The organism is Rhizobium sp. BR 314 (assembly GCF_047445805.1).
Lineage (GTDB): Bacteria > Pseudomonadota > Alphaproteobacteria > Rhizobiales > Rhizobiaceae > Rhizobium > Rhizobium lusitanum_B.
This window is the reverse complement of record NZ_JARWLA010000019.1, coordinates 78,206-91,446: the sequence shown is the minus strand read 5'-3', so window position 1 is coordinate 91,446 and position 13,241 is coordinate 78,206. Positions and strand designations below refer to the sequence as shown.

At 61.2% G+C, this 13,241-nt stretch carries 14 protein-coding genes; 7 read left to right on the top strand and 7 right to left on the bottom strand.

Annotated elements, in window-relative coordinates; translation table 11 throughout:
* Positions 1–10 precede the first annotated feature (10 nt).
* The 3 genes from QD461_RS22135 to QD461_RS22125 form a co-directional block, all read right to left on the bottom strand.
* The gene (locus tag QD461_RS22135; protein WP_414089677.1) at positions 11–352 is read right to left on the bottom strand and encodes a YciI family protein; all 342 of its coding nucleotides are present in this window, start codon (positions 350–352) and stop codon (positions 11–13) included.
* A gap of 135 nt (positions 353–487) precedes the next feature.
* Positions 488–2,044 carry an MDR family MFS transporter gene (locus QD461_RS22130; protein WP_414089676.1) on the bottom strand — a complete coding sequence of 519 codons (1,557 nt, stop codon included), beginning with the start codon at positions 2,042–2,044 and terminating at the stop codon, positions 488–490.
* Positions 2,041–2,490 carry a MarR family winged helix-turn-helix transcriptional regulator gene (locus QD461_RS22125; protein WP_414089675.1) on the bottom strand — a complete coding sequence of 150 codons (450 nt, stop codon included), beginning with the start codon at positions 2,488–2,490 and terminating at the stop codon, positions 2,041–2,043. The genes QD461_RS22130 and QD461_RS22125 overlap by 4 nt, the downstream gene beginning before the upstream one ends.
* A gap of 139 nt (positions 2,491–2,629) precedes the next feature.
* Here QD461_RS22125 and QD461_RS22120 point away from each other — a divergent pair, with 139 nt between their 5' ends.
* Positions 2,630–3,094, top strand: a complete 465-nt coding sequence (locus QD461_RS22120; protein ID WP_414089674.1) for a BA14K family protein — start codon at positions 2,630–2,632, stop codon at positions 3,092–3,094.
* Between the two features lie 56 nt (positions 3,095–3,150).
* Here QD461_RS22120 and QD461_RS22115 read toward each other — a convergent pair whose 3' ends face one another.
* Both QD461_RS22115 and QD461_RS22110 read right to left on the bottom strand, forming a co-directional pair.
* Positions 3,151–3,303 (bottom strand): hypothetical protein, encoded by a 153-nt coding sequence (locus QD461_RS22115; RefSeq protein ID WP_414089673.1) that lies wholly within the window; start codon positions 3,301–3,303, stop codon positions 3,151–3,153.
* 190 nt (positions 3,304–3,493) lie between these two features.
* A complete protein-coding gene (locus QD461_RS22110; protein ID WP_414089672.1) occupies positions 3,494–4,096 on the bottom strand; it encodes an SDR family NAD(P)-dependent oxidoreductase in 603 nt (200 codons plus the stop codon).
* Positions 4,097–4,323: 227 nt separating this feature from the next.
* Here QD461_RS22110 and QD461_RS22105 point away from each other — a divergent pair, with 227 nt between their 5' ends.
* From QD461_RS22105 to QD461_RS22085, 5 genes are all read left to right on the top strand, one after another.
* Entirely contained in the window at positions 4,324–5,022 is a 699-nt protein-coding gene (locus QD461_RS22105; RefSeq protein WP_184706596.1) for a class I SAM-dependent methyltransferase, read from the top strand.
* An 11-nt stretch (positions 5,023–5,033) separates the two neighbouring features.
* Complete coding sequence (locus QD461_RS22100; protein ID WP_414089671.1) at positions 5,034–5,687, top strand: TetR family transcriptional regulator; 654 nt, start codon at positions 5,034–5,036, stop codon at positions 5,685–5,687.
* A gap of 232 nt (positions 5,688–5,919) precedes the next feature.
* The gene (locus QD461_RS22095) at positions 5,920–6,801 is read left to right on the top strand and encodes an aldo/keto reductase (RefSeq protein ID WP_414089670.1); all 882 of its coding nucleotides are present in this window, start codon (positions 5,920–5,922) and stop codon (positions 6,799–6,801) included.
* Between the two features lie 591 nt (positions 6,802–7,392).
* Positions 7,393–8,697 (top strand): alpha/beta hydrolase, encoded by a 1,305-nt coding sequence (locus QD461_RS22090; protein WP_414089669.1) that lies wholly within the window; start codon positions 7,393–7,395, stop codon positions 8,695–8,697.
* A 275-nt stretch (positions 8,698–8,972) separates the two neighbouring features.
* Positions 8,973–10,010, top strand: a complete 1,038-nt coding sequence (locus tag QD461_RS22085) for a 4-hydroxyproline epimerase (protein ID WP_414089668.1) — start codon at positions 8,973–8,975, stop codon at positions 10,008–10,010.
* 206 nt (positions 10,011–10,216) lie between these two features.
* Here QD461_RS22085 and QD461_RS22080 read toward each other — a convergent pair whose 3' ends face one another.
* Positions 10,217–10,651, bottom strand: coding sequence for an RbsD/FucU family protein (locus QD461_RS22080; protein ID WP_414089667.1), 435 nt, complete (start codon positions 10,649–10,651; stop codon positions 10,217–10,219).
* Positions 10,635–11,882: an ROK family transcriptional regulator gene (locus QD461_RS22075; protein WP_414089666.1), complete on the bottom strand. Its 1,248-nt coding sequence runs from the start codon at positions 11,880–11,882 to the stop codon at positions 10,635–10,637. Before QD461_RS22075 ends, QD461_RS22080 begins: the two co-directional genes overlap by 17 nt.
* Positions 11,883–12,128: 246 nt before the next feature.
* Here QD461_RS22075 and QD461_RS22070 point away from each other — a divergent pair, with 246 nt between their 5' ends.
* A complete protein-coding gene (locus tag QD461_RS22070) occupies positions 12,129–13,154 on the top strand; it encodes a sugar ABC transporter substrate-binding protein (RefSeq protein ID WP_184706610.1) in 1,026 nt (341 codons plus the stop codon).
* Positions 13,155–13,241: the final 87 nt, after the last annotated feature.

Here is a 13,241-nt window from a genome sequence, read left to right as displayed (position 1 = left end):
TTCTCGGCAATCAGTGAAACTGGCGGACTTCTACCGGCGCGCGGCAGGCAGCCGCGGCCTTGCGTCCCCAGACCAGAGCTTCGTCCTTGTCAGCGCATTCCAGTACCCAGAAGCCGCCCACATGTTCCTTGGTCTTGAGATACGGTCCATCCATCACCAGCACATCGCCATTGGGCTGAGGGCATAGCGACGTCGCGGCGCTTGCCGGGTGCATGCCGCCGACGAAAATCCTGATGCCGGCAGCCTTCATCTCGTCATTGAGTCTGTCGATATCGCTGTGCATCGCTTCGTCCTCCATCACGGATGGGTCGTAGTCGTCCGGATGGTGGATGGCGACCAGATATTGGGTCATGACGTCTCCTATCGAGGTGTCCGAGCAGACCGATTGCCGGCCTTCACCATATGACGAATGCCGGAGCCGTGATCCGACAAGCTGTCGGTCAGATTTTCACGCGCGGACAAAAGCTATACCGCCACGGGAGTCGGTTCAGCCGGGTCGCGGTGCTTCTTGCCGATGATCCGTCGCTAATGGCAATTCCGGCAGGAAGAGCAGCACAATCAGCGCCAGCGCCACAATCGCCGTTCCCGTCGCGAAGGTCATAGCGATGGCGTGGCGGTAAAGTGCGATAGCGGCGGCATGCGCCTCCGGAGAGGCGGTGGCGAGCTGCCTCATGCCGGCTTCGGTGAGTGACGACACATGCACGCCATCCAGCAGTCCGCCGGCGTTCTGTACGCGATAGGCCAGGATGGCTCCCGAGCCGGTAACGCCGATGAGGCCGCCAAGCGAGCGAAAGAAAGCGAGTGTCGCCGTGCCGACGCCGCGATGCGAAAACGGCAGCGCGTTCTGCACCGCAATCGTCATTGTGGGCATAACGAGCCCAAGCCCCAGACCAAGAGCGAAGACGGCGGGCTCGATGATCCAGAAACCCTGGCTGCTGGCGGCGGCCCAGGAAAGGATCGCGAAGGCAACCGTCGCAAGGCAGAGGCCGCAGATCTGTGCGGGCTTGTATCGCCCGAAGCGATGCAGCAGTACGCGGCCGTTGACCATGGAGGAGATAACGACGCCGATCATCAGCGGCCCTGTCAGCAGGCCGGAATGCGAAGCGCTGACGCCCATGACCATCTGGAAGAACAACGGAAAGAACAGGCTCGCGCCGAGCATGCCCATGAAGGTTAATGACAGCACGATGCAGGCGACGACGAACAACCGATTGCGGAAAAGGTCCGGCGGCAGCACCGGTTCGGGTTCGCGCCGGATGTGAAGGATGAAGAGGCCGCAAAGTACCAGGGCGACGGCGGACAGGCCGAAAATCTCCGGCGAATTCCAGGCCCATTCATTGCCACCGAGTGCCAGCACCAGCAGGAAGCTCGTCGTGCAACCCGTCAGCAGCACGGCGCCGAGATAGTCGATGCGGCGGCTCCGAGACTGGTGCGGCCGCTTGAGCGCGCGGCCGATCATGACGAGGGCGAAGGCGCCAATCGGCAGGTTGACGTAGAAGATCCAGTGCCAGGACAGAAGATCGGTGATGATGCCGCCAGCGATCGGGCCGACAACGCTGCAGACGGCGAAGACTGCGGCGATCGAGCCCTGGTTGCGCCCGCGTCTAGCGGGCGGCACGATATCGCCGATGATGATTTGCGCAAGCGGCATCAATCCGCCGGCGCCGATGCCCTGGATCGCCCTGAAGATGATCAGCTGCATCAGCGTCTGCGCCATGCCGCTGAGGACGGAGCCAAGCAGGAAGATCAGGATCGCCGCATAGATCATCGGCTTGCGGCCGTATTGGTCGCTGAGCTTGCCGTAGAGCGGCATTGTGCTGGTGGAGGCGAGCACATAGGCGCTGACGACCCAGGAGAGATGGGTGAGGCCGCCAAGGTCGCTGACGATGCGGGGCAGGGCGGTCGCGACGATGCTTTGGTCGATGGCGCCGAGGCCAAGCACGATCATCAGGCCGAGAATGACTGCGCGGATCTCGCGGCGGTCGGGTGGATCTCCCGCTGCAGGCGTCGCCGGCGGCGCTGCTTGCTGACGCTCTCCGCTCATTGGCCGATCTCCTCAAGCGGTGCGATCGCTGCCCGAATGGCAGCGCGCTGGTCTGCTGACAGTTTGACCAGTTCGGATGCGAGCCAGTCCGTTCGTTTTTGCTTCAGACTTTTTATGAGCTCCTGACCCTTTTCGGTTGCGATCAGGCCGTTGCGCCGGCGATCGCTGGGGTCGGGCGCCGAGCGTATGATGAGACCGTCACGCTCCATCGCCTTCACATGCCCTGATATTGTCGGGCCGCGCAGCTTTTCCATCCGGGCAAGTTCGGCAACACCGATGCCTGGCTGTCGCGTGACGGCGACGAGCAGCAAGGCATGCAGCGGCGACAAGCCTGGATCGTCGCTTTCGCGGCGCAATTGCCGGTAAAGGCGGTGCAGGGCAGGGCGCAGTGCTTCGGCAAGCGCATGGGCTTCTTCCAGCCCGTGATGGCGGTCAGTGTCGATCATGGGCTTCTTGCCTTAATTAAATAGGTAGGCTTCCTATCTATATTCCTGCTATGCATACTTGCGCAAGCGATAATATTATGAAACATTTTCAATCATTACGCGCCGTTCAACAGTAGTACGACTCGAGAGGAGAAGAGCTGTGAAACGACTTCTGACAACGGTAACTGTGACCGCATTGAGTGCCTTGCTGGCGATGTCGTCTTTCGATCCGGCCGTTGCGGGACCGATCCAGCCGATGGTCCAGCCGCTGGTTGCGCAAGGCGGCGGTCAACCCACTGGTCTCATCGTTGCGCAGTATCGCCATCAAAACAGGCATCTTCGCCCCCATTATCGTCCGCACCACCGCCCGCATCATCGGCCGGGCTACTGGCACGGCTATCGCGGCTACAATCATGCCCGACCGGGCTATCGCCGTTACAATGACGGCTGGTGGTATCCGATGGCTGCCTTTACTGCAGGTGCAATCATTGGCGGGGCGGTTGCGCAGCCGCCGCGTGGCAGTGCGCATGTTCGCTGGTGCGCCAGCCGCTACAAGACCTATCGCGCTTCCGATAACACCTATCAGCCGACCAACGGTCCTCGCCGCCAGTGCGTGAGCCCGTAAGCTGCGTCTGAACTGAGTTGCGTGGCCTTCTCCGTATTCGCGGCGAGGGCCTTGTTTTATGCTGCTGAGGGTAGCGGCAGCGTCAATCCGGTCAACTGTTCCGAGATATCCCAAAGTCTGCGCCAAACGACCTGGTCGTGAGCGTGTGGGGCAATCCATGCCTGGACGGGCGGCCCCTTCAGCTCGTAGAAGCCCTTCGGCCCATACATGACGCTGCCTTCCGCCTGCGGCGAGCTGGCAGCAAAGAGCGTCGGCAGTGCGCCTGCCGCGGCTCATTGCGAGAAGAGAGGCTCCACCACTTGTCCGAAGCGCTCGAGAAGCCCGGGGCGGTTGCGGCCCATGCGCGGTCCTGCGCCCTGCACGCCGTGACGGCATAGCCAGGGTGGGCGGCAACGCATTTCAATCTCCAGCCCTCGGCGCTCGCGATGCGGTCGAGTTCCAGACCGAACAGCAGCGTCGCGAGCTTCGATTGGCAATAGGCGCGCCAAGGCCCGTAGTTCCGACGCCACTGCAGGTCGTCGAAATTGATCCTGCCGCTACGATGCGCCAGGCTACTGACGGTGACGACGCGTGGCGCATCGGCGCGGAAGATCTTGGGCAGCAGCCGCATCGTCCAGGCGAAATGGCCGACATAATTTGCCCCATCTGCATTTCGAAGCCGTCTTCGGTCTCGTGCCGATCGGGAATTGCCATGACGCCGGCATTGTTGATCAGGAGGTCGATGCGCGGCACGGCGGCGGCGATGCGCCCAGCCGTGCGCGCGACGGAATCGAGGCTGGCGAAGTCGAGAGGCTCAAACGCAATGTCTGCATTGGGTGTTGCAGCCCGGATTGACGCCATCGCCTCGGCGCCTCTTCTTTCGTTGCGCGAGGCGATGATCACTTTCGCGCCTGCCCCGGTCAGGGCCTTGGCTGCCTCATAGCCGATGCCGCTATTGGGTCCGGTAATGACGGCTATTCGACCTGTCTTCGGCGGAATGTCTTTCACTGTCCAATCTGGCATGGCGACCTCCTGTCGAGAGATTTGGCATCACCCATTGTAGTTGGTAATTTATTGCACTAAATGCAAGTTTGTAATTAGTGAAAATATGCAATCGAAAAATCATGCGTTAGCCCTTGCATATCAACGCTTTTCGGCTGCCTAATGGCGTGGCACGCCTTTGAAATGCCACGCTGCTCGGTCCTCATCGCATACTCATTCGAATCGCAGCCGGAGATTGGATTCGCGGAATGACCACAAAGACATCATGTGCCGATTTCGTGCGGTTTTTCCGCTCCTGGGTCAGCGATCCCATGCGGGTCGCGGCAGTCGCGCCTTCGGGCGAACGGCTGGCGAAGCTAATGACGCAGGAGATCGATCCGTTGGGCGGTCCCGTGCTCGAACTTGGCCCTGGCACGGGTGTTTTCACCCACGCCTTGCTCGCCCGCGGCATTCCGGAAAATGCCCTTACGCTGGTCGAGTTCGGCGAGGAGTTTGCGGTTCGTTTGCGCGGCCGCTTTCCGGAGGCGCGGGTAGTGCGGATGGACGCGGCGCAGCTCGGCGATTGCGGCCTCTTCGATGACGCCCCTTTCGGCGCCGTCGTCAGCGGCTTGCCGCTCTTGTCCATGCCGCCTTCGAAGGTTGCGGCCATTGTCGGCGGTGCCTTCGAATCGATGAAGCCCGGCGGGGCCTTCTATCAGTTCACTTATGGTCCTCGCTGTCCTATTCCGCGGACGATTCTGGAAAGTCTCGGCTTGAAGGGCACCCGCATCGGCGGCACCGTTCGCAACATTCCGCCCGCCGGCGTCTACAGGATATCGCGGCAGAATCCGATGGAGCTCTCGATTAGCGGCTCCAAATATCGTAGCACGGAGGGGAATGTCGGCGTCGGGGCATTTGCGCAGGAAGCCGGCAAGGCCGATACGGGACGGCCCGAAGCCAATGCATAGCGGGGAAACGAATGGCGGATCTGCCTGGCAGCGATAGCGCGGTGAGGGAAGGCCGGCGCGAACGGAAGCGCCGCCGGACCCGCGAGCGCATCGAAACCACGGCATTGAAACTCTTCCTCGCACGCGGCTTTGACGGCACCACCATCGAAGATATCACCGAGGCCGCTGACGTCTCCAAGCGCAGCTTCTTCGACTATTTCCCGAGCAAGGAAGATGTCGTCGCCGCCTGGCAGGATGGCTTTTCGGATGCATTGATCGCAGTTGTCGCTGCCCAACCGGCAGAGGCGTCGCTCGCTGAAGTCATCGAGGCGGCCATCAATGCGGCTCTGCACGCCGCCATTTCCGATCCGCAGCACCTTGCCATTGCGGTCTTGATCCACAACACGCCGGCGCTTCGTGCGCGCGATCAGCTGAAATATTCAAAGCTTGAGAGAAAGCTCGTGGATGCTCTGCAAGCCCGCAGTCGCGGTGGTGACGAGGAGCGGTTTCGGTTGAGCGTGCTTGCCGCTGCCGTCGTCAGCATGCTTCGCATCGGCGGCGAGCGTTGGAATGGCGGGCGGCAAGAGATTTCGCTGGAGCGGTTCGCGCCTGAGATGTTTCGCGAACTTTGGACCACGCTTGCCGATCTTGGCGTACTGGCACGGCAGCATTTGCCCGCCGATTGATCCCCGGAAAAGCCTCTGATCGACCGCTCGTTGCGGCTGCATCGATGGAGGCATGCCGAAAAGATCAGGTCATCAAGCGGCCGTGCATTGCATATGCCGGATAGCAGACCCATCTAGTCTGTGGTCGCGACCTCAATCCCCCCTTCGCGAACAGCTCGATTTTCTCGACAAATCCCGGCCGCTTCGACGCCGGGAACTCCATCTATATTCAGATCAGTAAAGGGACAGAACCATGTCAGATTTCGACGCAGCCAAGTCCGGTCAGTTCAAGATCGGCGGCGACCTTCCCGTCCATCGTCTTGGCTTCGGCGCCATGCGCATCACCGGTGCCGGCATATGGGGTGAGCCGGACGATCATGACGAAGCCGTCCGAACCCTGAAGCGCCTGCCGCAGCTCGGCATCAACTTCATCGACACGGCTGATTCCTATGGTCCGGACGTTTCCGAGCGCCTGATCAAGGAAGCGCTTCACCCCTATGGCAAGGATCTCGTCGTCGCCACCAAAGGTGGCCTGACGCGAACCGGTCCGAATGTCTGGGTGCCGTTGGGTCGTCCTGAATATCTTATCCAGCAGGCACATAAGAGCTTGCGCAATCTCGGTGTCGACCGGATCGACCTCTGGCAGCTTCATCGTATCGATTCCAAGGTGCCGGCCGCCGAGCAGTTTGATGCCGTGAAGTCGCTGCTCGACGATGGCATCATCCGCCATGCGGGCTTGAGCGAAGTCTCCGTTGCCGAGATCGAGGCCGCTTCCAGGCACTTCAAGGTGGTCACCGTACAGAACCGCTACAATCTGGTCGATCGCACCAGTGAAGATGTGCTCGACTACTGCGAAAAGCACGGCATCGGCTTCATTCCGTGGTTCCCGCTTGCTGCGGGCGATCTCGCCAAGGAAGGTTCACTTCTCGACACCATTGCCAAGAGGCATGGCGCCGCACCGAGCCAGATCGCACTTGCCTGGGTGCTGAAGCGCAGCCCGGTCATGCTCCCGATCCCCGGAACGGGCAAGGTCAAGCATCTCGAAGAAAACACGGCAGCCGTCAACATTGTGCTTTCGGATGAGGAGTTCGCGGCGTTGGATGCCGAAGGAAAGAAAGCCTTCAAGGCGGCGTAGAGCGCGTCGCTCCGGCAGACGGAGCTAAAGCAACAAACTGGAGGCGCGGCGCGGAGCACATCTGCGCCGCTTCGTGTATCGACGCGGGATCGAGCCAAGGCTGGCGATCACGCTTATGTGAATCTCCGATCTTCAGTCCGTAGCGGCTTTAAAATAGGCGGCGACGGGCCTGGTTTGCCGGTGCTATGCGGAATTTTCAGTATAGGTGGGTAAAAGCAATGCGTTGGGTGCAATGCTGCATTGCGAAAGATAGTCTATTCACGACTCTCCGGGCGTTATATCTACCCCTTCGAAGGCAGCGCATCTCCTCCTCCCAGCGCGCCTTCATTGATTGGCAACACTCCTCCTCCCAGTTGCCAATCCGGATCAAAGAGCCTGACGCATCCTCCTCCCGCGTCGGGCTCTTTTTTTATCCAGCACCTCCCACTTTCTTCCTGTATCGCATGCTTTCCGTTCGACCATGGCGTTGCGCCTTTGCAATGCTGGTGCGAATTAGCGTTGTTTCATGTGGCCTGGGATCGGTCTCTTTGCTTGCGCCATGGACGCCGATGCGTAGAGTGGCGCGGTAGTAAGGCGTTAAAGAAAGGTTGCATGATGCAGCGTATGGCGAGTTCGGGCCGACGGGGAAGAGTCTTTTTCCGAGCTGTTGCCATTGTCGTGACGCTGTCGCTGGCGGCCTGCGGCCGTCCCGTCGGGGTCATGCGGCCAGTCAGTGAAAACGTGCCTGGAACCTCGAAGGTCGATTTGCTGGTCGCTACAACACGCTTGCCGGACAAGGATCCGGCGATCCTGTTTTCGGGCGAACGCGGTCAGGGGCTGAAGATCGACGCCGTCAGCATCTCTATTCCGCCGGAAGCCAACCGTAAGGTCGGCCAGGTGCAATGGCCGAGCCGCTTGCCCGGCAACCCCTTGAAGAACTTCGTCACCCTTGCGGTCAAGCCGCTCGCGACCGAAGCGGACGGCCGCGGCTGGCTGCATGCGGAATTGCCGAAAAACAAGCGCGTGCTGATCTTCGTACATGGCTTCAACAATCGGTATGAGGATGCTGTCTACCGTTTTGCGCAGATCGTGCACGATTCCCACGCCGAGGTCGCACCGATCGTCTTCACTTGGCCGTCGCGGGCGAGCATCTTCGACTACGCCTATGACAAGGAAAGCACGAACTATTCCCGTGACTCGCTCGAAGAGCTGCTCCGCCGGGTCGCCGCCGATCCCGCTGTCGGCGATATCACGGTCATGGCGCACTCGATGGGGAGTTGGCTCGCCGTCGAATCTATCCGCCAGATGGCGATCCGCAACGGCAGCGTTACGCCGAAGATCAAGAACGTTATCCTGGCTTCGCCCGATCTCGATGTCGACGTCTTCGGGCGGCAGTTCGCGGCGCTCGGTAAGGACAAGCCGCATTTCACCCTGTTCGTCTCGCGTGACGACCGGGCCCTTTCCCTGTCGCGTCGCATCTCCGGCAATGTCGACCGTCTCGGCCAGATCGATCCGGCGGCCGAGCCCTATCGCAGCGAGTTGGAAAAGCAGGGCATCACGGTGCTCGATCTCACCAAGCTCAAGACAGGCGATGGTCTGAACCACGGCAAGTTTGCCGAGAGCCCGGAAGTGGTGAAGCTCATCGGTGCCCGGCTGATTGCCGGCCAGACGATCACCGATTCTGATGTCGGCATCGGCGATGCCGTCGGTGCGGTTGCGCTTGGCGCGGCGCAGACCGTCGGCAGCGTTGCCGGCGCCGCCGTCAGCGCCCCGATCGCTATCTTCGATCCTCGCACGCGTGAGAATTACGGAGAGCAGTGGCGCCGTGTCGGCGCCTCGGCGGGCAATACGGTCGGCTCTCTCGGCGATAGCGTCGAGGCGACGGGCAACAATGTCGGCGAGACATTGCGGCAATAGAGTTCCGATCGCGCATCGGATTCGTTCTCCAAAAGCCGATAGCCAGTCCGCTCAAACTGATATATCACAGAGTCGCGCCATATCGGACATGGCGACACTTTGCGGGCGGGCTTCGGCATGGGCGAAAACAAGCGTACGGTTCTGATGGTCGGCAGCAATACCGCACCGGGCCGGCATCGCGTTGCCGCCGCGAGGAGTCGAGACCCGCAACACAAGGCATTTGTCTTGCTGGTCGATGGCAACATTACGCGACAGGTTTGATTGGAGTAGATGAGATGAGATGGAAGCGCACGATCCAGTTGCTGGATGTCCATTGCGAAGGCGAAATCGGTAAGGTTGCCATCGGCGGCGTGCCGAAGATCCCCGGCAACACCATCGCCGAGCAGCTGCATTGGCTGAACACCGACCCGAAGGGTCAGGAACTGCGTCGCTTCCTCGTGTTGGAGCCACGCGGCGCGCCGATTGGCTCCGTCAACCTGCTGCTGCCGGCCAAGCATCCCGACGCCGATGCCGGTTTCATCATCCTGCAGCCCGACCAGGCGCATGCAAGCTCCGGCTCGAATTCCATCTGCGTGACTACGGCACTGCTCGAATCTGGTATCGTCGAGATGAAGGAGCCGGAAACGGTCGTCACGCTCGATACGGCAGCTGGCCTCGTTCGTGCCACGGCGACGTGCCGCGACGGCCGTTGTGAGAAGGTGCGGTTGACTATGGTGCCGTCCTTCGTTCACGAGCTCGATGTCGAGCTCGACACGCCGCAATGGGGCAAGATCAAGCTCGACCTTTGCTACGGCGGCATCTTCTATGGTCTGGTCGATGTCGGCCAGATTGGCCTAAAGATCGAAAAGGCCAATGCGGCCGCCCTCGTTCAGGCGGGCATGGTCATCAAGGATGCGATCAACCGGGCGATGACGGTGGTTCATCCGGAAATTCCGGCGATCTCGGGCGTTGCCTATGTGATGTTCCGCGACATCGATTCCGATGGCGCCATCCGCACCTGCACGACCATGTGGCCCGGCCGTGCAGACCGCTCACCCTGCGGCACCGGCAATTCCGCCAATCTGGCGACACTGCATGCCCGCGGCAAGGCCAAGGTCGGCGATGTCTTCAAGTCCCGCTCGATCATTGGTTCCGAATTCGAAGTCGGCCTGCAGGCGGAGACCGAAGTTGCCGGCAAGCCGGCCATCATTCCCACGATCACCGGTCGCGGTTTCACCTTCGGTCTCAGTCAGGTGGCGCTGGATCCCTTCGACCCGATGGCGGAAGGCTTTGCCATGACGGATGTCTGGGGGCCTTCGGCCGGCGATATTTGAGGGGATTGGGCCATCGGCTCCTATCGTCTGGCGAGTTCTGCCCCTCACCTAACCCTCTCCCCGCACGCGGGGAGAGGGGATTAACTCCGCATTCTCGTCTAAGCAATTGGCTGGAAAGAAGGCCCAGGTGCGCCCACCCCCTTCGTCCCGCAAGAGGGGAGAAGGTGGCCGACGGCCGGATGAGGGGCTTTTCGGTGCGGTCCCGTCTACACCTCCGGATAAATCACGCCCTTGCGCAAAATGATATTGCCATAGAGCTGCGGCTCGCTGGTCTGGATCAGCGCATGCGCCTGCTTCACCCGCTCATAGAATTCCGCTGGTAGCAGCGGCACGACCATGATGTTGGGCACGTGTCGGGCGCAGCACTCGATCATCTCTGCGTGAACGGGATCGACCGCATCCCGGTCCTGGCGGACCGTCGCTCGGAAAATCGCCTGCGGCACGAAGTCGTCGATCGGCAGCACGCTGAGTACCGCATCGAGCACGCGGATCACGCCATGGCCGTCGAGGCGGATGAGGCGACGTGCGTGTTCGAGACCGGGATAATTGCCGTCCACGAGGGCGATTTCGTCGCCATGGCCCATGGCGCGCAGGGTCGCCAGCAAATCCGGGCTCAATAGCGGGTCAATGCCCTTCAGCATGCTCTATCTCCTTGAAAAGAACGTTCTGGTCGATCAGGTAGCGCGCGAAGATCGGCAGACTGGCGCCGCCGATGGCGCGGGCTTGTGGTCCCACTGCACCCTCGACAATTTCGGGCATGACGACACCCTGCAGATCGAGTTCGGCCGCCGCCTTGATGGTCGCCCGCACCACGCGCTCGCGCACCCAGTCGGGGAAACCGCCATCGATGACGGCAGCGCTGAAATCGATGACCGAGGCGGCCGCGACAATCGCCTGAGCCAGGGCCTTTGCCGTGTCCTGGATCCAGATTTCCAACGGCTCGCCGAAATCGACCCAGTTATCCGCCGAGTACCACAGGGGGCGCGGATCGAAGCCGTGATCCCTCAACAGATTCTCCAGCACGAAGATCGAGGCAATCTCCAGAAGCTGGCGGTTCTCGCCGTTGCGGCCGCGCACGGGCAGGGGGCCGAGCGCCCCGGCCGTTCCCGTCCGACCGACAAAGATTGACGAATTGAGGACGATGCCGCCGCCGATAAACGAGCCGATGAAGAAATAGACGAAATCGGGGTAGTGCGAGCCGACGCCGAAGACGAGTTCTGCGCCGCAGGCGCTGGTGGCGTCGTTCTGCAGGAACACAGGATGGGCAACGCGCGCGGCGATTTCGGCCCGCAGGTCAAATCCGCGCCAGACATCCATGGCTCCCGGCGGGGCGCCCACCTGCTCGGCCCAGTTCCACAGTTCGAACGGCGCTGCGACCCCCATGCCGGCGATCTTGCCGCGTTGCTCTTCGCTGAGCCTGCTCTCCAGCTCTTTGATGCCGGCAATGATGAAGGCGATGATGTCCTGCGGCAGCGGGTAGGGATAGGTCTGATGCAGCTGCATCCGGATGCCGCCGACGAAATCCATCAGCACCAGATCGGCGCTGCGCCGCCCGATCTTCACACCGAAAGAGAGAACGGCGTCGGGATTGAGCCGCATCGGAATGGATGGCTGGCCGACGCGTCCGCGCACCGGAGCATCGCGGGACAGCAGCCCATCCTTCTCCAGCGCCCGCATGATGACGGAGACCGTCTGCGCTGACAGCCCGCTGCGTCGAGCGATATCGGCCTTCGACAAGGCGCTGTGACGGCGCACGAGCGACAGCACGAGCCGTTCGTTATGGGCGCGCACGCCAAGTTGGTTCGCGCCCCCGCTGGGGTCGAGAATCGCTGGCGTTGTGGGTGTGTCCTCCGGGTCGTGCACGAGAGACATGGGCCTGCTCCTTCCATCATGGCCATGCCTGATATTTTTCCAGAATGCCACATCGAATTAATAATTCAATCCGATTTATTTATTGACAGCTGGAAATCTTTAGGCTCAGATATAGGGGTCGAGGATGCGAACATGGCCTTGGAGGAGGTCCAACGGAAACAATCTGACAAGCATTTCGCATCTCTACGCCGGGCTTCGGCCCGTGACTGCCGGGGGATCCGGCTTTTCAAACATCGGGAGGATTGAATGAAGAAATCTGTTATTTCCGCAGCGATCGCCGCTCTGGCGCTCGGCGTCGCCTTCGCAGCCCCTGCCAAGGCCGCCGGCGTATCCGCCTGCCTCATCACCAAGACCGATACCAATCCCTTCTTCGTCAAGATGAAGGAAGGCGCGACCGCCAAGGCCAAGGAACTCGGCGTGACGCTGAAGTCCTATGCCGGCAAGATCGATGGCGACAGCGAAAGCCAGGTTGCGGCGATCGAGAGCTGCATTGCTGATGGTGCCAAGGGCATCCTGATCACTGCATCCGACACCAAGGGCATCGTTCCTTCGGTCAAGAAGGCACGCGACGCCGGCCTGCTGGTCATCGCGCTCGACACGCCGCTGGAGCCGGCCAATGCGGCTGACGCGACCTTCGCAACCGACAACCTGCTCGCCGGTAAGCTCGTCGGCCAGTGGGCCAAGGAAACGCTGGGCGACAAGGTCAAGGACGCCAAGGTCGGCTTCCTGGATCTGACGCCGTCACAGCCGTCCGTCGACGTTCTGCGCGACCAGGGCTTCATGATCGGCTTCGGCATCGACCCGAAGGATCCGAACAAGATCGGTGACGAAACCGATAAGCGCATCGTCGGCCATGACGTCACCAACGGCAATGAAGAAGGCGGCCGCAAGGCCATGGAAAACCTTCTGCAGAAGGACTCCGGCATCAACGTCATCCACACGATCAACGAACCGGCAGCAAGCGGCGCCTATCAGGCTCTGAAGGCCGTCGGCCTCGAAAAACAGGTGCTCATCGTCTCCATCGACGGTGGTTGCCCGGGTGTGAAGTCGGTCAAGGATGGCACCATTGGTGCAACGGCTCAGCAATATCCGCTGATGATGGCCGCTCTCGGCGTCGAGGCGATCAAGAAGTTCGCGGACTCGGGTGAAAAGCCGAAGCCGACCGAAGGCAAGACGTTCTTCGACACCGGCGTCTCCCTGGTGACGGACAAGCCGGTTCCCGGCCTGAAGTCCATCGACACCAAGGAAGGCCTCGCAAAGTGCTGGGGCTAAGCCCTTCACGCTTGTGATATAGTCCCTTGGGGAGCCGCGTCATGCGCCTGCTGGCGCGGCTCTTCACAAAGGGAGCAGACAATCGCA